General features: G+C 43.9%; 18 protein-coding genes and 9 tRNA genes. 15 read left to right on the forward strand and 12 right to left on the reverse strand.

The features are described 5' to 3' along the window. Positions 1-48: 48 nt before the first annotated feature. Entirely contained in the window at positions 49-1,635 is a 1,587-nt protein-coding gene (locus OCU48_RS00990) for an ABC-F family ATPase (RefSeq protein WP_141346490.1), read from the forward strand. Between the two features lie 192 nt (positions 1,636-1,827). Then, complete coding sequence (locus OCU48_RS00995; RefSeq protein WP_141346489.1) at positions 1,828-2,391, forward strand: VC2662 family protein; 564 nt, start codon at positions 1,828-1,830, stop codon at positions 2,389-2,391. 49 nt (positions 2,392-2,440) lie between these two features. Here OCU48_RS00995 and epmB read toward each other — a convergent pair whose 3' ends face one another. After that, positions 2,441-3,463, reverse strand: coding sequence for an EF-P beta-lysylation protein EpmB (gene epmB / locus OCU48_RS01000; RefSeq protein WP_141346488.1), 1,023 nt, complete (start codon positions 3,461-3,463; stop codon positions 2,441-2,443). Between the two features lie 33 nt (positions 3,464-3,496). On the opposite strand from epmB, the gene efp reads away from it, so the two are divergent. Next, positions 3,497-4,063: an elongation factor P gene (gene efp / locus OCU48_RS01005; protein WP_065598467.1), complete on the forward strand. Its 567-nt coding sequence runs from the start codon at positions 3,497-3,499 to the stop codon at positions 4,061-4,063. Between the two features lie 73 nt (positions 4,064-4,136). On the opposite strand, the gene frdD is transcribed toward efp, so the two are convergent. The 4 genes from frdD to frdA are packed head-to-tail and all read right to left on the reverse strand — an operon-like array spanning position 4,137 to position 7,438. Beyond that, complete coding sequence (gene frdD / locus OCU48_RS01010) at positions 4,137-4,499, reverse strand: fumarate reductase subunit FrdD (protein WP_141346487.1); 363 nt, start codon at positions 4,497-4,499, stop codon at positions 4,137-4,139. A 10-nt stretch (positions 4,500-4,509) separates the two neighbouring features. Then, positions 4,510-4,893, reverse strand: a complete 384-nt coding sequence (frdC, locus tag OCU48_RS01015; protein ID WP_141346486.1) for a fumarate reductase subunit FrdC — start codon at positions 4,891-4,893, stop codon at positions 4,510-4,512. Next, positions 4,893-5,630 (reverse strand): succinate dehydrogenase/fumarate reductase iron-sulfur subunit, encoded by a 738-nt coding sequence (locus OCU48_RS01020; RefSeq protein WP_141346485.1) that lies wholly within the window; start codon positions 5,628-5,630, stop codon positions 4,893-4,895. Before OCU48_RS01020 ends, frdC begins: the two co-directional genes overlap by 1 nt. Then, the gene (gene frdA / locus OCU48_RS01025; RefSeq protein ID WP_141346484.1) at positions 5,630-7,438 is read right to left on the reverse strand and encodes a fumarate reductase (quinol) flavoprotein subunit; all 1,809 of its coding nucleotides are present in this window, start codon (positions 7,436-7,438) and stop codon (positions 5,630-5,632) included. Before frdA ends, OCU48_RS01020 begins: the two co-directional genes overlap by 1 nt. A gap of 230 nt (positions 7,439-7,668) precedes the next feature. On the opposite strand from frdA, the gene epmA reads away from it, so the two are divergent. Beyond that, positions 7,669-8,643: an elongation factor P--(R)-beta-lysine ligase gene (epmA, locus tag OCU48_RS01030; protein ID WP_141346483.1), complete on the forward strand. Its 975-nt coding sequence runs from the start codon at positions 7,669-7,671 to the stop codon at positions 8,641-8,643. 169 nt (positions 8,644-8,812) lie between these two features. Here epmA and OCU48_RS01035 read toward each other — a convergent pair whose 3' ends face one another. The 5 genes from OCU48_RS01035 to OCU48_RS01055 all read right to left on the reverse strand — a co-directional run bounded on the left by OCU48_RS01035 (position 8,813) and on the right by OCU48_RS01055 (position 13,633). After that, entirely contained in the window at positions 8,813-9,700 is an 888-nt protein-coding gene (locus OCU48_RS01035; protein WP_141346482.1) for a DMT family transporter, read from the reverse strand. 78 nt (positions 9,701-9,778) lie between these two features. Beyond that, entirely contained in the window at positions 9,779-10,501 is a 723-nt protein-coding gene (locus OCU48_RS01040) for a glycerophosphodiester phosphodiesterase (RefSeq protein WP_141346481.1), read from the reverse strand. A gap of 31 nt (positions 10,502-10,532) precedes the next feature. Beyond that, entirely contained in the window at positions 10,533-11,948 is a 1,416-nt protein-coding gene (locus tag OCU48_RS01045) for an SLC13 family permease (RefSeq protein ID WP_141346480.1), read from the reverse strand. Positions 11,949-12,133: 185 nt separating this feature from the next. Next, the gene (gene rraA / locus OCU48_RS01050) at positions 12,134-12,643 is read right to left on the reverse strand and encodes a ribonuclease E activity regulator RraA (protein ID WP_141346479.1); all 510 of its coding nucleotides are present in this window, start codon (positions 12,641-12,643) and stop codon (positions 12,134-12,136) included. A gap of 87 nt (positions 12,644-12,730) precedes the next feature. After that, entirely contained in the window at positions 12,731-13,633 is a 903-nt protein-coding gene (locus OCU48_RS01055; RefSeq protein ID WP_141346478.1) for a 1,4-dihydroxy-2-naphthoate polyprenyltransferase, read from the reverse strand. Positions 13,634-13,729: 96 nt separating this feature from the next. On the opposite strand from OCU48_RS01055, the gene OCU48_RS01060 reads away from it, so the two are divergent. Further along, positions 13,730-14,374, forward strand: coding sequence for a TetR/AcrR family transcriptional regulator (locus OCU48_RS01060; protein ID WP_141346477.1), 645 nt, complete (start codon positions 13,730-13,732; stop codon positions 14,372-14,374). Positions 14,375-14,419: 45 nt separating this feature from the next. Here the strand turns inward: OCU48_RS01060 and asd are convergent, their stop codons facing one another. Beyond that, positions 14,420-15,280, reverse strand: coding sequence for an archaetidylserine decarboxylase (asd, locus tag OCU48_RS01065; RefSeq protein WP_141346561.1), 861 nt, complete (start codon positions 15,278-15,280; stop codon positions 14,420-14,422). Positions 15,281-15,350: 70 nt separating this feature from the next. Further along, the gene (gene rsgA / locus OCU48_RS01070) at positions 15,351-16,406 is read right to left on the reverse strand and encodes a small ribosomal subunit biogenesis GTPase RsgA (RefSeq protein ID WP_141346476.1); all 1,056 of its coding nucleotides are present in this window, start codon (positions 16,404-16,406) and stop codon (positions 15,351-15,353) included. A 162-nt stretch (positions 16,407-16,568) separates the two neighbouring features. Here rsgA and orn point away from each other — a divergent pair, with 162 nt between their 5' ends. From orn to OCU48_RS01120, 10 genes are all read left to right on the forward strand, one after another. Then, the gene (gene orn, locus OCU48_RS01075) at positions 16,569-17,114 is read left to right on the forward strand and encodes an oligoribonuclease (RefSeq protein ID WP_141346475.1); all 546 of its coding nucleotides are present in this window, start codon (positions 16,569-16,571) and stop codon (positions 17,112-17,114) included. Positions 17,115-17,227: 113 nt separating this feature from the next. Beyond that, positions 17,228-17,303 (forward strand) — tRNA-Gly (locus tag OCU48_RS01080). A 42-nt stretch (positions 17,304-17,345) separates the two neighbouring features. Further along, positions 17,346-17,422, forward strand: a tRNA-Met gene (locus OCU48_RS01085). 47 nt (positions 17,423-17,469) lie between these two features. Then, positions 17,470-17,545: transfer RNA gene (locus OCU48_RS01090), tRNA-Gly, on the forward strand. Between the two features lie 103 nt (positions 17,546-17,648). Further along, positions 17,649-17,725: transfer RNA gene (locus OCU48_RS01095), tRNA-Met, on the forward strand. 47 nt (positions 17,726-17,772) lie between these two features. Next, positions 17,773-17,848, forward strand: a tRNA-Gly gene (locus tag OCU48_RS01100). A 42-nt stretch (positions 17,849-17,890) separates the two neighbouring features. Continuing rightward, a tRNA-Met gene (locus tag OCU48_RS01105) sits at positions 17,891-17,967 on the forward strand. Between the two features lie 36 nt (positions 17,968-18,003). Further along, positions 18,004-18,079, forward strand: a tRNA-Gly gene (locus OCU48_RS01110). Between the two features lie 58 nt (positions 18,080-18,137). Next, positions 18,138-18,214: transfer RNA gene (locus OCU48_RS01115), tRNA-Met, on the forward strand. 47 nt (positions 18,215-18,261) lie between these two features. Further along, positions 18,262-18,337: transfer RNA gene (locus tag OCU48_RS01120), tRNA-Gly, on the forward strand. The last annotated feature ends 465 nt before the right edge of the window (positions 18,338-18,802 follow it).

Here is an 18,802-nt window from a genome sequence, read left to right on the forward strand (position 1 = left end):
AAACGAGTACCTTTGCGCGGTTAAATATTTAATGCATAAGGGCCTGCTTTGATTTCCACAGCTAATATCACTCAACAATTTGGTGCTAAGCCACTATTTGAAAATATCTCGGTTAAATTTGGCGAAGGTAATCGCTACGGTCTGATCGGAGCAAATGGTTGTGGTAAGTCCACGTTCATGAAGATCTTAAGCGGTGAGCTTGAGCCTTCTGGTGGTAACGTGAGTTACGATCCGAACGAGCGTGTAGCAAAGCTAAATCAGGACCAGTTTGCTTATGAAGAATTTACTGTAATCGATACAGTGATCATGGGTTACAAAGAACTGTGGGCAGTAAAACAAGAGCGTGACCGCATCTACTCAATGGCTGAAATGAGTGAAGAAGATGGCATGAAAGTGGCTGACCTAGAGGTTGAGTTCGCGGAAATGGACGGTTACATGGCAGAAGCTAAAGCGGGCGAATTATTGCTTGCTGTAGGTATCCCTGAAGAGCAACACTTTGGTCTGATGAGCGAAGTTGCTCCAGGTTGGAAACTGCGTGTGCTTCTTGCTCAAGTACTTTTCGCTGACCCGCATATCATGCTTCTTGATGAGCCTACCAACAACTTGGATATGGACACCATCCGTTGGCTGGAAGAGACGCTAAATCAGCGTAACTGCACTATGATCATCATCTCGCACGATCGTCACTTCTTAAACTCCGTATGTACTCATATGGCGGATTTAGATTACGGTGAAATGCGTCTATATCCTGGAAATTATGATGAGTATATGACGGCGGCAACGCAAGCACGTGAGCGTCTGTTGTCTGATAACGCAAAGAAGAAAGCACAAATCGCTGAGCTTCAAACCTTCGTTTCTCGTTTCTCTGCTAACGCATCTAAAGCAAAGCAGGCGACCTCTCGAGCGAAGCAAATCGACAAGATTGAATTGGATGAAGTGAAAGCCTCTAGTCGTCAAAGCCCATTCATTCGTTTTGAACAATCTAAAGAGCTATTCCGTAATGCTTTGGTTCTAGAAAACCTGACTCAAGGTTTTGATGAAGACTTGTATAACAACTTTAACGCTATTTTTGAAGTCGGTGAGCGCGTTGCAATTATCGGTGAGAACGGCGTGGGTAAAACCACACTATTGAATACTCTAGCGGGTGCAATCGCCCCACGTTCAGGTGAGTATAAATGGTCTGAAAACGCCAACATTGGTTACTATGCACAAGATCATGCTCATGACTTTGAGGAAGACCTTAAAGTATTTGATTGGATGGCGCAGTGGCGTCAAGAAGGCGACGATGAACAGGTAGTACGTAGCTTCCTTGGTCGTATGCTGTTTGGGCAAGACGACATTAAGAAGTCTGTTAAGGTGCTTTCTGGTGGTGAGCAAGGTCGTATGCTTCTGGGTAAGATTATGATGCATAAACCTAATATTCTACTTATGGATGAACCAACCAACCATATGGATATGGAGTCAATCGAGTCATTAAACTTGGCTCTTGAAAACTACAAAGGTACCTTGTTCTTCGTTTCTCATGACCGAGTATTTGTAGACTCTTTGGCAACGCGTATTCTTGAGATTAAAGACGGCAAGATCAACGACTTCCGTGGTACTTATGCTGAGCTCTTAAACGCTCGAGATAAATAAAGCGAACTGACTCTCTATATTTATTGAGCCTCTGCAGAAATGCAGAGGCTTTTTTTTAACATAATGATAAACATACAAAAAAACTATGGTTTGCTTGCTGTTTGCCGCCTATGTCTTATGCTTATTGGAGTGGCACTTTTTGGCGATTTGACGTCATGGTGTAAGTCGGAAAAATAAGAGATGGATTTTATAATGAAAAAACTATTATCAGTATTAGCAGTGGCAGCCGCGGTGGCATCTCCAGTAGCACTAGCGGAAAGTTCTCCAGTAATGTTTTCTTCACTAAATGGCTTTAATGCACCAGATTCAACAGCGGTAGGCGGAGTTCGTTTAGCGGTATTACACGGTAAAGTGCAGCAGGTTAAAGGGGTAGACTTCTCTGTAATTGGTATGTCTGAAACTGATACCACAGTAGGCTTAAATTTTGGGTTGTTCTTTGGTGCATCTAAGGTAAACCAACAAATGAGTGGTGTGTCTCTGGGGATATTTAACTGGAATAAGGGCAGTGCAACCGGTTTGAATGCAGGTACTGTGAACATCACCAATGATGTGAAAGGTCTAAACTTGGCAGCAGTAAACTACGCAACAGGGCATACGGTTGCCGATGTTGCCTTTGCAAGTGTTTCAGAAAGCTCAAACTTCCAACTTGGTTTCTTTAACATGACCGAGAAGATTGATGGTGTGCAGATTGGTATTATTAACTGTGCGAGCAATGGCTTTTTGAAGTGTTTCCCAATCATCAATTTCGCTAAATAAATACATTTATAGTAAGGCCCTGATGGATCACTCCATCAGGGCTTTTCAATCACTCTAAATTCAGATCAAGAGGGGTTTTACTGTCTCTACCACCAATTTCACGGGTTAGTGATGGTACTAGATAACCAGAAACTTCTTTCATTAAGCTCGCTATCAATGCTTTTGCTTTTTCATCGCTAATGTAAAAGTGCGCTGCACCCTGCACCTTGTCCAGTACATGCATGTAGTAAGGTAAAATACCGACAGCAAATAATGTTTCGCTTAAACTTTTTAATGTCGATACATCATCATTTACCCCTTTCAGCATTACTCCTTGATTGAGTAAAGTGACATTACTCTGTTTCAACTTGGACATAGCAATGGCGAACTCAGTGTTGATCTCATTGGGGTGATTAATGTGAGTCACTAATACGGTGTTTAGCCGAGTCTTCTTAAGCATTATGCACAATGTATCGGTGACTCTGTTGGGAATCACAACGGGTAAGCGGGAGTGAATACGCAGGGTGCGTATATGCTCAATTTTCTCTATCTCTTGCACAAGCCATTGCAACTCATGGTCTTTAGCCATTAACGGGTCGCCACCAGATAAGATCACTTCATTGATCTCTGAGTGTTGAGCGATGTAGTCAAGATTTTGCTGCCAGATGGACTTAGAGCCCTTATTTTCCGAGTATGGGAAATGACGACGAAAACAGTAGCGGCAGTTGATGGCACAACTTCCTTTTAGAATAAGTAACACTCGGTTCTTGTATTTGTGCAACAAGCTTGGCTGCTGATTTTCCTGTTCTTCGAGTGGATCGGTCGTAAACCCATTTACTTGTGCAAACTCTTCAGCAACAGGTAAAACTTGTTTTAAAAGTGGATCATTGGGATTGCCTTTTTCCATTCTCTCTACAAAGCTTAGAGGCACTCGCTGGGCAAAAAGTTTGCGCGCTGCGAAACCATCAGCATAATGTTGAGGGTCAATTTCTAGCATTGAGAGTAGTTCAGCTGGATCTGAGATCCCATTCGCCAGTTGTTGTAACCAGTTTTGTTCAACAGATAAGGCTTTTTGGGTTATTATATGCGGCATTAAAACTTACTCTAAGAATCTAAAGAGGAAAAAATGGCTACTGTAAGTACCAATGAATTCAAGGGCGGTTTAAAGTTCATGCTCGATAACGAGCCATGCACTATCCTAGAAAACGAATACGTTAAGCCTGGTAAAGGCCAAGCTTTCAACCGCGTTAAAATTCGTAAACTACTGTCTGGCAAAGTTCTAGAAAAGACATTTAAGTCTGGTGAAAACGTAGAACTGGCTGACGTTCTGGATATCGATCTAGATTATCTATATTCGGACGGTGAATTCTACCACTTTATGAACAATGAGACATTCGAGCAAATCGCTGCTGACGTAAAAGCAGTGGGTGAGAATGCTAAGTGGTTGGTAGAGAACAATACTTGTATGATCACTTTGTGGAATGGCAACCCGATCGTAGTTACTCCACCAAACTTTGTGGAGCTTGAAGTAGTTGAAACTGATCCTGGTCTAAAAGGTGATACACAAGGTACTGGTGGTAAACCAGCAACACTGACTACAGGTGCTGTGGTTCGTGTACCTCTATTTATCCAAATTGGTGAAGTAGTTAAGTGTGATACACGCTCTGGCGAATACGTTGGACGTGTAAAGTAATCTCTGATTACAAAGCATAAAAATAAAGGCCGCTAGTTCATAGAACAGCGGCCTTTTATTTATGTATGGTTTCTTAAACCATGAATACAAACACGATAGCTAAACCACTTAAGAAGGCCGCGGTGAAGTAAACGGCAATTTTGCCAGCAACACCCGTGTGTAGCTTGAGGTCGTGCATTCCGTGATGAAGACGGTGCATTGCATGCCACATAGGTAGTGCAATAGTACCAATCACAAATAGACCGCCAATAATAGTCGTAACAAAGCTAGATACTCGCTCGTAGCTCATTGCATCAGCATCAATAATACCCAGTGGCACTAAGATACCTAATACAAACACTGTTACTGGGGTGATCATGGCAAACCATGAACCACCGGCACCAAATAATCCCCACCATACGGGTTCGTCTGAACGTTTAGGGTTTCGATTAATCACATTCGACTCCTTATACAATGATGAGAACAACGAGAGAAATAAACGCTACAGCAGCCCACTGAGCAAGTACGATAGTCTTCTTGTCTATCGCCTTACCCTTGAAGCGCATCGGCATAACCTGCGGCATCATATTGAAGAAAGTATGGGCGTGAAATAGGCTGCCAGCCAACGCTAAGATATTGATTAAAATAACGATTGGGTGGCTCATGAATTCTAACCACGCAGCCCAAGAGTCAGGACCTTTAACCAATGCACCCAATCCAAATGTAATGAATAGAGTAAACAGAATCAAAGGCAGAACTGTCGCTTCTCGCAGCATGTAGAAACGGTAGAAAGAGTGATCTTTCCACCATGTGCGCTTCATCTCGCGAACATAAGGTTTACGATTACTCATTACACATCCTCCGGCTTCAACATGGCGATGACAAAGTCTTTTGAAGATTCAATCTTGCCTTGGTTTACTGCACCTGCAGGATCAACACTCTTTGGACAGACTTCAGAGCAGTAACCTACGAAAGTACAGCCCCAGGCGCCGTTGTCACCATTGATTAATTCCATACGCTCTTGTTTACCATTGTCACGGCTATCTAAGTTGTAGCGATGAGCAAGAGTAAGAGCCGCTGGACCTAAGAAATCAGGGTTCAAACCAAACTGAGGACAAGCTGCATAACAAAGACCGCAGTTGATACACGCTGCAAATTGCTTGTAGCGAGCCATTTGCTCTGGGGTTTGAATGTTTGTGCCGTCTTCTGGCGTACGGTCATTACCAATAATGTAAGGCTTGATTGCTTCAAGGCGCTCAATGAATGGCGTCATATCGACAATTAAGTCTTTTTCGATTGGGAAGTTAGCCAGCGCTTCAATTTTTAAGCCATCAGGGTAATCACGTAAGAAGGTTTTACAAGCAAGCTTGGGCACCTGATTTACCATGATTCCACATGAGCCACAGATTGCCATACGACAAGACCAGCGGTAAGCAAGGTCTTTATCGAGGTGATCTTTGATGTAACCCAGAGCATCAAGCACTGACATGGTTTCATCAAATGGCACTTCGAAGGTTTGAAAATACGGTTCTGAGTCTTTCTCAGGATCGTAACGGAGAATGTCTACTTTTTGAATACGTGCTGGCATTACTGTTGCTCCTCCGCGTTGTTCGCCGCTTTCTCTGCCGCTGCAGCTTCTTCAGCTGCAGCGCCATACAGGCGAGCTTTTGGTTGCGATTTGGTAATGGTCACTGAACTGTAGTCAATACTCGGTGCACTTTGTGGTGTGTAGTAGGCAAGTGAGTGTTTTAAGAAGTTCTCATCGTCTCGCTCCGTACAACCTTCATCAAGGCGCTGGTGGGCACCACGAGACTCTTTACGTAACAAAGCAGAATGAGCCATAGCTTCTGCCACTTCTAGGCCGTAACCCACCTCAATGGCATATAAAAGGTCAGTATTGAATACTTTGCCTTTGTCTTTGATACTGATTTTCTTATAGCGCTCTTTCAGCTCAGAAAGTTTGTCGATGGTTTCTTGCATGAGCTCTTCACTACGGTAGATGCCACAGCCAGATTCCATTGCGTGACCCATTTCGGTGCGAATAGTGGACCAGTTTTCGTCGCCATCTTGAGTCATTAAAGCTTGAATGCGCGCTTCGACAAGTTCGACTTGAGCCTTAATTGCATCATCATCCCAGCCTTGGAACTCACTAGCATGCTTAACAGCTTCTTCACCCGCTACACGGCCAAATACTACGAATTCAGCCAGTGAGTTTGAACCAAGGCGGTTTGCACCGTGTAAGCCAACAGAAGCACATTCCCCAACGGCAAATAGACCTTTGATACGAGTTTCGCATTTAGGGTTGGTTTCAATACCACCCATGGTGTAGTGGACCGTAGGGCGAATAGGGATTGGCTCTTTAGCTGGGTCTACATTGACGTAAGCCTTAGAAAGCTCACAGATAAATGGCAGGCGCTCTTGTAGGTACTCTTCACCCAGGTGGCGAAGATCAAGATGTACCACATCACCCAGTGGGTGCTTAATAGTGTTGCCTTTTTGTTGCTCATGCCAGAATGCTTGAGATACCTTATCTCGAGGTCCAAGCTCCATATATTTGTTTTTAGGTTGGCCTACTGGGGTCTCTGGGCCCATCCCGTAATCTTGCAGGTAACGGTAGCCATCTTTATTCACTATGATGCCACCTTCACCACGACAACCTTCGGTCATCAGGATGCCTGTACCAGGAAGACCTGTTGGGTGATATTGAACGAACTCCATATCACGCAGTGGTACACCATGGCGGTATGCCATGGCCATTCCGTCACCCGTTACGATGCCGCCATTAGTGTTAGTGTGATAAACACGACCTGCACCACCTGTTGCGAGCACAACAGATTTAGCTTTAATAGTGACGAGTTCGCCTTCAGCCATATGAATAGCGACTAGGCCTTGAATTTCCCCTTCAACTACGAGTAAATCAACAACAAAGTACTCATCGAAGCGTTTGATTTGTGGGTATTTTATAGAGGTTTGAAATAGAGTATGTAGCATGTGGAATCCGGTTTTATCTGCAGCAAACCAAGTTCGCTCAACCTTCATACCACCAAAACGGCGTACGTTTATTTCGCCATTTTCTTTGCGGCTCCATGGGCAGCCCCATTGTTCCATCTGGATCATTTCGCGTGTTGAATTCTCTACAAAGAACTCAACAACATCTTGTTCGCAAAGCCAGTCACCACCACCAACGGTATCGTCAAAATGATTGTCTAGGCTATCTTCTTCTTTGACAACGGCAGCAGAGCCACCTTCAGCCGCTACAGTGTGCGAACGCATTGGATAAACCTTGGAAATTAAAGCAACTTCCAAATCAGGGTTTGCTTCAGCTGCTGCGATAGCAGTTCGAAGGCCGGCACCCCCTGCGCCGATGACCGCGATATCTGTGTGTAATATTTTCACAGTTATCCTCCAGAGTGTTAGGCAGGTTATCCTGCTCGTGATTTTAAGTTTCTTAAGAAATGCTACGCACCATTGTATGGGATGCGTGTTGTGAAAAAATTGATTTACCTAGTTTTTTAATGCCGATACAGGTGAAAAGATCTAAAAAGAACGGGGAGTGTGATCATTATCATGCCAAAATAAGCATATGAATCTACAAAACTTATTCAATTCATTTCACAGGAAACTCTATGAGCACTCTCAATTGGCAGCCTTCAGCAGACCTATCTTCTTTAAAAAGAAGAGCAGATCTCATCACTCATATCAGGCAGTTTTTTGTTGAGCGCAATGTATTGGAAGTGGATACTCCCGCAATGAGCCATGCCACAGTGACCGATTTTCATTTGCATACCTTTCAAACGGAATTTATAGGGCCTGGATATGCGGATGGAAGAAAGCTCTTTTTTATGACCAGTCCTGAGTTTCACATGAAGCGCTTGTTAGCTTCTGGCAGTGGCTGTATCTACCAAATAGCCAAAGCATTTAGGAACGAAGAAGCCGGTCGTTATCATAACCCTGAATTTACGCTCTTGGAGTGGTATAGAGTAGGGTTTGATCACCATGATTTGATGAATGAGATGGATCAATTATTGCAGCTTGTACTGTCATGTAATCAAGCTGAGCGCATGACTTATCAGCAAGCTTTTATTGATGTCTTAAACGTTTGTCCACTGCAAGGTAGTATGGAACAACTGAAAGCCGCAGCGGGAGTTCTCGGATTGTCTGATATTGCTGAGCCTGAAACAGACCGAGATACGCTATTACAGCTGCTATTTAGTATTGGTGTTGAACCTAAAATAGGGCAACAGGCTCCAGCCTTTGTATATGATTTCCCTGCCTCGCAAGCGGCATTAGCGAAGATAAATCCGAATGACCATCGGGTAGCCGATCGTTTTGAGGTTTACTTTAAGGGTATTGAGTTGGCTAACGGCTTTCATGAGTTGGATGATGCAGAGGAGCAGCTACGACGCTTTGAACAAGATAATGAGAAGCGGATACAAATGGGACTATCCCCGCAACCTATTGATTATCATTTGATTGAGGCATTACGCCATGGATTGCCACAATGCTCAGGGGTTGCTTTAGGCATAGATAGACTCATTATGTTGGCCAGTAAGAAAACACATATTGATGAAGTCACTGCATTCCCTTTCCCAAGGGCTTAGAGCGACATTCCAAAAGCTATAAATTGTCAGCTATTAGGCTATTTTTCCAAAAGAAGTCGTTATTGACGAGCACTCTTATCGGCAATTTTTAAAGGTTAACATTCTCTTGGTTAGATCCCCGATAGGAGCACTCGAGGATGACGTTTTTTAAAGCTGTCAGTTATCAGTTTCAGCTAACGATTAATCCAGTACCAATGACGGCCAAGATTGCGCCATACCACGCGTAACGACTTGGTCTTTGCTTGGTGATAAACCATAGCAGAGGAAGTACCATAATAGGTGTTGTGGAAGAGAGCAGGGCTACCATACCCACGTTGCCTTCTTGCAAAGCGTAGAGTATCAGTGTCATACCTACTGCCATGGCTAAGAAGCCATTTAATGCGGTGATCGCAAGTATCTTTAAGTTGATGGCTTGTTTGGCTTTTGCAAGCTTTGCGCCACTAAATAAAAATAATGAATGCGCCACAAACGCTGTGATCATTCGAATGGCAGAAGCCGCAACGGGGTCGATACTGGTTTGCATGACTGGCTTAGCGATGATGCCGCCGAGAGCTTGGCAAAGGCCAGATAGTAACCCTATGCTGATCCCCACAGCCATTTTTCCCTGTAACGACTCCCAATCATGCTTTCCTGATTGTTTTCGACCAAAGAATATCGCGATAACAACGCCTGCGAATACAAGCAGTGCTCCCAGAAGTTCGATGCCACTCCAGGTTTCACTAAAAAGCCAATATCCCAAGATGGCTGAAAATACGGCATGGCATGAGAAAAGGAGACCTGCTTGTCGTGGTCCCATTCGGTTCATGCAGGCAAATAGAGCGGTATCGCCAATAAAAATACCGATTAGGCCAGAGAGCATCATTAGCGTTATATGCTCAGCACCAACTGTTGCCCAGCCTCCAGTAAAGGCTGCCATGCTGGTTAACATGATCGCAGTACACCCCATCCGCCAGCGACTATAGGCAAAAGGACCAAGGTGGCGAGCAGGTTTAACTGAAATTAGGCTAGATATCGCCCATAAGAAGGCCGCGGCAAGGGCCAACCATTCGTATCCCATGGTGCACATTGAAGTTTTTGATAGATACCCTCAATATGCACCATATTGGGAGGATTAGAAACCCTCGATTTAAAGGTGCTACTTAGGCCAAACTCGGGTTTGACTCGTGGTTGAGGCGAAGTACTTTACCGCTTCGTTGGGAACATCACAGAAAATACCATCTACTCCCATTGTTTTTAGGCGCTGCCAGTCTTCTTGGCGGTTCACCGTATACACGTAAACTTTTAGCCCACGTTTCTTTGCATCATCAACCATTTCACCATCGAGAACATGTAGGTCGATGTTGACGCTGTAAGCATTGAGCTCTTGTGCAAATCGACACAGACCGATTGGCTTGCTGGCGGTCAATGCCGCAATCTTGAGCTCGGGGCGCTGGCGGTTTAGCTCTGCTAACCAGTGATGATTAAATGATGACACTAAAAGCTGCTCTTGATTAAAGCCACACTCATTGATGGCATAGTCTAGATGAGAGTTCAGAGTTGCTATGTCATCCAGTCCTTTTAACTCAATGTTTAAAGCACAGCGACCAGAGAGGTGGTGCAACGTCTCTCTCAGAGTTGGAATCTGCTCACCTTCACCAGCATCCAGTTCTTTTAAGCCTTTAGCTGAAAACCAATTGAGTGGGCCAGCGCCATCAGTAGTGCGATTGACCCAGCTATCATGAATAACCCAGAACTCACCTTGATGTTGATGGATATCCAATTCGATAGCTTTTGTTCCGCCCTCCAACGCATTCTCGAAGGCGAGCAATGTGTTCTCTGGATGGGTTTCTCTTGTTCCTCTATGGGCAACAATAAACATAACTTCTCCCTGCTAAAGCTTGGCATTCGTTTTAGGTTAGGATAAACATAGCAACGTAGACGAGTGCTAGGCCGACGATACCTAGAATAATGCCTGTTTTTGCCATGTCTTTGCTCTCAATAAGCCCTGTAGAGTATGCCAATGAATTAGGTGGTGTTGAGACTGGCAGAATCATACCTAGCGAGGCAGAGAACGCGACCACAATCAGTAGACCTTGTAATCCTCCAGTCGCAGCTAGGCTAGGCATAGATGCGCCAATGGCTGCAGCAATTGGCATTAATAAGTTGGCGGTTGCCGTATTGGACATAAAGTTGGCCATTAACCAGCAGATGATCGACAGTGTGAGTACTACAGCAACAGGAGATAGGCTCTGATAATCAATAGAGTGAGCCAACCCTTTGGCGAGGCCCGTCTTATCCAGAGCAAGTCCAATAGCGATACCACCTGCAACCAACCACAAAACGTCCCAGTTAATCTGTTTAATTTCTGCTTTGCCCATGATGCCAGTAAGCGTAAATATCGCCAGAGGAATGACAGAGACTACGTAGGTGTTCATACCGTGAAGCTTGGTGGTCATCCATAATACGATTGTCAGTGCAAAGGTAATGTAAACAACGATCGCCTTCCAAGACTTTAAGAACTTACCTTCTAACGACAGCACCATTTTATCTTCTGATGATGGGAATAATTTCTGTAGCAACAACCAAGCAATGGCTAGCTGTACAATGACAAAAGGCAGGCCAAACATCATCCAACTTAGAAAGTCGATACTGTTTTCTCCTGTGAGGTACTGTAAGGCAATGGCATTAGGTGGAGTACCGATTGGAGTCGCGATCCCCCCCGTGTTCGCTGCGATAGGTATACATAAAACTAAAGCCTTAATACCCAAATCACCGGGCTTAGCTGATGCCACTATAGGGCCAAGCAGTGCCAGCATCATCACCGTGGTAGCGGTGTTCGACATAAACATTGAGAACACGGCAGTAATCAACATTAAGCCAAGCATGATGTATCTAGGCTGAGAGCCAAATGGCTTCAATAGAACCCGAGCAAGGTTGTTGTCAAGTTGGTACTTAGAAGCGGCAATAGCTAAAGCAAACCCGCCCATAAATAAAATGATGATGGGTGAAGAGAACGAACCCAATATATCCGTATAGGGAATGAGAGTGCCAAAGGCCTCATTGGCGTGATCGACTCTTAGAACGTTCAACCCCTTATCGGATAAGAAAATAAGTTCTAGGGTAATGATCAGTATCGAAGTCGCAAAAACGGGAACAGGCTCTAATACCCAGAGTAGGGCGGACATGACGAAGATAGCCAACAGTCGATGTTGAACCACAGTAAGATCATTGATAGGGATCCAACTGCTTGGCATCATCAATATTAGAATAGGTATAAGAATGCAGAATACTAACTTAATTACCTGACTCGAATTTTCTTTATCCATTCCATCACTTCCTCTCAACATGGAACATGCAGATTATCGAAAAGTTATTGCAAGTGTTTGGATGTCATGCGGTTTTTTTTAAAATGATAAAATATATTCGAGATTAATTTGCTTTCAATCAAAAAAAAGCAGAACGAATTTATCGTTCTGCTTCTAAATGTAACTCAATATTGACAATAAGCAGGCTAGGCCTCTTCTTCGTCAATCTCAAAATTAGTGTCTAGAGGCTCCTGTGACAAAATAATGCCGGTGTTGTCTGCATACAAGTAGTCCTCGGGCAAGAAGCTTACGCCGCCAAAGTTAACCGGAACATCAAGTTCACCTATATCCGTTTGGCTCGCTCCGACAGGTATAGACGCTAGGGCTTGAATACCAATGCTCATATCCTCGAGTTCATCAACTTCACGTACAGAGCCATAAACCACAAGACCTTCCCATTCGTTTTCTTCAGCGAGGGAAGCTATTTCAGCATCAATTAAGGCTCGCCTTAGTGAACCACCGCCATCAATAAGTAATACTCGACCTTGCCCATCTTGCTCAAGAACAGAGCGAATAAGTCCATTGTCTTCAAAGCATTTGATGGTGGTTACCTGACCTGCGAATGACGCACTGCCACCAAAATTACTAAACATTGGCTCTACGACATCAACCTGATCTAAGTAGACGTCACACAGGGCTGAAGTGTTGTATTCCATAATCAGTGTCACCTTCTAAGTTAGTATTCTTACACTCGAGTATATCCTGCAACAGTAATGGAAAGTTGATGCAAGTTAACTTTTTAATTAAACAATAATAGCTAAAGAAAATAATAAGTTAGCAATTAGTGCAAGTTTTACCACTCCAGCCATTAGTGGAGCAATGGCTAAACTGTCCGTTGCGCGGTTAATTGAGCGCAAATGCAATAAGCTTGGAACCAAAATCAATGAGGTCAAGAGCAAGCTAACAGGGCTAAAGTGATTATTGAATACGAATATGAAATAAGCCAGCCATGCCGTTAAGACAAGTAGCGCGTGATAGTGCTTAGCCTTTGCCAATCCCATGCGCACAGCCATTGTGGTTTTACCAAATGCCCGGTCGTTATCAATATCTCTCATGTTATTGACATTGAGTACCGCGACAGCAAGTAATCCGGTAGCAGTAGCGGGTAAAAACAAGTCTGCAGAGAGGGTGTTGGTATGCAGGTAAAAGGTCCCACCGACGCCTAATAAGCCAAAGAATACGTAGACAGATAGGTCACCTAACCCAATATAACCATAAGGTTTTTTCCCTACCGTGTAAGCGATAGCACAGAATATTGCAAGAACACCTAAGCCGAGGAAAATACCAATATCCACCAACGTAGTTAAAGATGTTAGAATCAGCGTCAGACCCGCAGATAGACTCAGCAATGAGCACAGTACCATTGCATTTCTCATCTGTTTCGCAGTTATCTCACCGGATTGAATTGCTCTGGTAGGACCAAGTCGATCTTGATTATCGGTTCCTTGCTGAGCATCACCATAATCATTAGCAAGATTTGATAATATTTGTAGAAGCGTTGCGGTGAGTAGAGCCAGAATACTGACACTCCACGAAAACTGCTGGTGGGTATAGGCTAAGCAACTTCCAGTCACGATAGAAGTCAAAGCCAAGGGCAATGTTTTGGGTCTAGCGGCAGATAGCCAATGAGATACAGACAAAGTAATAATAGCTTTTTACGTTACAGTAAGAGTGCTTGAGTATAGCAAAACTCTTTTCTATTTCGATCTAATTAACAATGACCTAGGGTATTAAGTCGCTTAATGAAAACAAAGCAAAGAATTGTGCAAGGCGCGCTAGAGTTGTTTAATAAACAAGGTGAGCGTAACGTTACTACTAATCATATCGCAGCCCACCTTGGTATCAGTCCAGGAAACCTCTATTACCATTACTCCAACAAGCAAGAAATAATTCGTGCGATTTTTGAGGACTATACCTCTGAGTTGTTGGATAGGTTTCGTCCTTATGAAAGTCAGGGAGAGAGTTTGGTGTTGTTAAAACACTATGTAAATTCGACTTTTTCTCTAATGTGGAAGTATCGATTTTTCTATGCCAACTTAGCCGATATTGTGAGTCGTGATACTCAACTACATCATGCCTATTTGGAAGTTCAAGAAAAGCTAAGGGTTAATCTAGTCGCTATCGTACAGTCGTTTCTTACCCTTGAGTTAATAGAAGTCGATTCCCAGGATATGCCAAGGTTAGTCACCAACTTACATTTTATTGCTACGGGTTGGTTAGGTTATCAATCGGCAATGAATGCAAACCAAAAAGTGACAGAGGCAATGATTATGCAGGGTATGTTGCAGATCTTGGCCATGGTAAAACCAATGGCCACCCAATTAGGTAGAGAGCAGTTGCTTTTGCTTGAGGAAGGTTTGCAAATGAGTTGTGTCGCTGAAAAATAAAAAAGGAGCCTAAGGCTCCTTTTTATGACATCTTGTAAGTGCTCGCTATTCTCGCTTGTGAGCGTAAGCTGTGCCTAGTCGAGTAATTGCTTCAAGCTGCATGCTTTGGTCAAACTCAATAGCATTTTTAGGGAACAGGTTTATCACTGTTGAACCTAGCTTAAAGCGACCCATTTCTTCGCCTTTCTTAATGTGTATAGCCTTCTCTCCATCCGCAGGGTAATCCCAGCGATAGACAGTGTTTCCTCGCGGAGGAGTAACGGTACCGGCCCAAATTAGCTCGATACTGCCTACTATGGTAGCTCCGACAAGAACCTGTGCCATTGGACCAAATTCAGTATCAAAGATACACACTACACGTTCGTTACGGGCAAATAGGTTTTCTACATTCTCAGCGGTTAGCGGGTTTACCGAAAACAAATCACCAGGAACGTAGATCATTTGTCTTAATGTACCGTCGCAAGGCATATGCACACGATGATAGTCGCTAGGTGATAGGTAAAGTGTTGCAAAGCTACCGTCAGCAAAGCTTTCAGCAAGGTTTAGATCGCCGCCAAGCAATTCACGAGCAGAATAGCTGTGTTTCTTTGCTTGAATGAGCTTACCGTCTTCGATTGGACCAAATTGACTCACACAAGCGTCCGCTGGATGTGTGATAACCGAGTCGCCTTCAACAACAGGACGAATCCCTGGCTTCAATTCACGTACGAAAAAATCGTTAAAGGTTTCGAAGTGAGCAGGATCTGAGTGCAAAGCCTCGTCCATGTTAATTTTGTATTGCTTGATGAAGCCGCGAATGATCGACGTAGTAACTCCGCCAAGTTTCGCAGATGCAAGCTTTCCAACTAGGCGCGTTAGGCCGTGTTGTGGCATCCAGTATTGGGCACCAACTTTGATTTTATCAATCACAATAAGGTCCATTCTTCCTAAATTGGGCCAGAATATTACGCAAACTGGCACCGTTTGTCTAAATATACTACTGATCTAGCTTCTTGTTTTTCGAGTACTGACGGTTAGCTTTCATTTCTACCATGCTTTCAATGATTTTCTGGTAGTTTTCAAATCGGTTGGGGTGAATTTTACCGTCGATAATCGCTTGCTGAATAGCGCAACCTGGATCATCAGCATGCTTACAATCTCTGAACTTACATAGGCCTAGAAATTCTCTGAATTCAACGAAAGCTGTGGTGACTTCATCTGCTTCTAAGTGCCACAAACCAAACTCACGTACTCCTGGTGAATCGATAAGATCGCCACCTGCAGGGAAGTGGTACAATCGCGCTGCGGTTGTGGTGTGCTGACCTAACCCTGAGTTTTCAGAGATAACCCCTTCTTCTACTTCAAGTTCTGGCATCAACGCATTAACTAAGCTCGACTTCCCTACACCAGATTGACCGACAAAAATGTTAATCTTACCTGCAAGCTCAGCTTCTAATTCTGGAATGCCTTCGCCAGACTCCTTGCTCACCAATAAAACCTTGTAGCCAATATTACTGTAAATCGTTAATTGCTTTTTTAGCTCAATAAGTTGTTCTGGCGTAGTTAAATCAATCTTATTTAGCACCAGTAACGGGGCTATGTTTAAGGTTTCTGAGGCGATCAGATAACGGTCGATAATAGACAGAGACAGCTCAGGCAGTACTGAAGAGACAATAACCATTTGCTCTACGTTGGCAGCAACTGGTTTGAGACCATCATAATAGTCAGGTCGAGTTAGCATTGAAGTTCTTGGTTCTACAGCTTCTACAACACCAGAGATACCCGCCATAGATTCAAGGCCAATTCGCCACAGCACTCGGTCACCGGAGACTAAGCTTTCAATACCACGACGTAAGTTACAGCGATGAATCTCTCCAGTCTCAATATCCTCAATATCGGCATGCTGCCCAAATCGAGTGATGACTAAGCCCTTCTTGGTTTCACCAAGCATTTGCTCATCCCATTGGACAGTTTTGTCTTGTTCCAGTCGCTTCTTTTGATTTCCGCGTACTCGACGTACTTGTCCTTTGGTTAGCTTCTTCTTTTTAGCCATGTATTATCTAGTGTCCAGTTGGCTTTCTATAATTGAGGAGTATGATATACCCAATTGACCTCAAGAAGCGAGACTAAGCGGTCACTGCTTACTTTTATGCAGTCCATTTAATCATTCCACTGAGATTTCATTCTTTCACAACAATAATAGGCAATTTCATTCATGGCGTTGAACGATAAAAATTTAATTTGGGTCGATCTTGAAATGACAGGGTTGGATCCAGAAACACATAAAGTCATTGAAATAGCGTCTATCGTTACCGATAGCGAATTGAACATTCTTGCTGAAGGGCCTGTTATTGCAATTCATCAGCCAGAATCCGAACTGGCTAAGATGGACGATTGGTGTACTAATACTCATACCAATAGTGGTTTGGTGGAGAGAGTTAAAAACAGCAATATCGATGAAGACAAAGCCGTTGCTCTAACCATTGAGTTCCTAGAGAAGTGGGTACCGAAAGGAGCCTCACCTATCTGCGGGAATAGCATTGGTCAAGATAGACGTTTTTTGTACAAGCACATGCCTGAACTAGAGCAATATTTCCACTACCGTTATGTTGATGTGAGTACACTCAAAGAGCTCACTCGTCGCTGGAAGCCAGAAGTATTGGATGGCTTTACTAAGAAAGGTGTACATCTAGCGCTAGATGACATTCGAGAGTCAATCGCTGAACTTCGTTACTATAGAGATACAATCATGAAGATCTGATGCTTTTTTATTCAGTTAAAGCACTGAAATAAAAAAAATCAGAATTAAGGCTTGCATCACAAAAATAACCTCTTATAATTCGCATCCCTAAACGGCACAAAGACGTTTACGATGCGACACTAGCTCAGTTGGTAGAGCGCAACCTTGCCAAGGTTGAGGTCACGAGTTCGAACCTCGTGTGTCGCTCCAAATAAAAAGTTTTCATCGTACTTAACGGTGACACAATTCGGACGCGGGGTGGAGCAGCTTGGTAGCTCGTCGGGCTCATAACCCGAAGGTCGTCGGTTCAAATCCGGCCCCCGCAACCAAATTTAAACTTATAGCTGTGAGCTCAAAGCTTTTAGCTGTAAGTAGTGCGACACTAGCTCAGTTGGTAGAGCGCAACCTTGCCAAGGTTGAGGTCACGAGTTCGAACCTCGTGTGTCGCTCCAATATTTTGGAATGTTTGACCGAGTACGAGGAACCTCGTGCCCATCTGGTCGAGTCGCTCCAAATAAAAAGTTTTCATCGTACTTAACGGTGACACAATTCGGACGCGGGGTGGAGCAGCTTGGTAGCTCGTCGGGCTCATAACCCGAAGGTCGTCGGTTCAAATCCGGCCCCCGCAACCAATTTCTAGACAGTGTGGATGGCTTGTCCTTCATGCAGTCAACGGAATGCGACACTAGCTCAGTTGGTAGAGCGCAACCTTGCCAAGGTTGAGGTCACGAGTTCGAACCTCGTGTGTCGCTCCAAATAAAAAGTTTTCATCGTACTTAACGGTGACACAATTCGGACGCGGGGTGGAGCAGCTTGGTAGCTCGTCGGGCTCATAACCCGAAGGTCGTCGGTTCAAATCCGGCCCCCGCAACCAATTTTAACTTATAGCTATCAGTTAGCTGTAAGTAATGCGACACTAGCTCAGTTGGTAGAGCGCAACCTTGCCAAGGTTGAGGTCACGAGTTCGAACCTCGTGTGTCGCTCCAAATTTCTCTTTAAATAGAGAGTAAGTCTTCATCGTACTTAACGGTGACACAATTCGGACGCGGGGTGGAGCAGTTTGGTAGCTCGTCGGGCTCATAACCCGAAGGTCGTCGGTTCAAATCCGGCCCCCGCAACCAATTTCTAGACAGTATGGATGGCTTGTCCTTCATGCAGTCAACGGAATGCGACACTAGCTCAGTTGGTAGAGCGCAACCTTGCCAAGGTTGAGGTCACGAGTTCGAACCTCGTGTGTCGCTCCAATATTTTGGAATGTTTGACCGAACACGAGGAACCTCGTGCCCATCTGGTCGAGTCGCTCCAATATTCCAGTAGTTTGACTAAGCTTACTCGATAACCCCATATTTTCTTCACTAGCATTACCCAGCACTATCTCTTTATCGATAACTTTTCACATTCTCTGTGAAGCACCTATTATCACACTCCATTAAGAATTAACTCACAGACTTATCCACAAAACCATATCTGTGGATAACTTGGTTGATAAGTTTTTTAGTAATGAGATTTCATGGATCTTTTGTCAAGATCTTATTTCATCATAAGAGCATCGGCATTTATCACTTAGGGTCTAACACCTTGAAGAATAAGGGCTAAGGATGTGAATCTTTGATTCTTAGAATGTAATAAATTGATCTTAAATGTCACTTTATTTGATCTTCATCATATTCCGTGTCTGTGTTTAACTTTAGGGCATGATGAAATGAGAC

The sequence above is a fragment of the Vibrio inusitatus genome (genome assembly GCA_024346935.1).
Lineage (GTDB): Bacteria > Pseudomonadota > Gammaproteobacteria > Enterobacterales > Vibrionaceae > Vibrio > Vibrio inusitatus.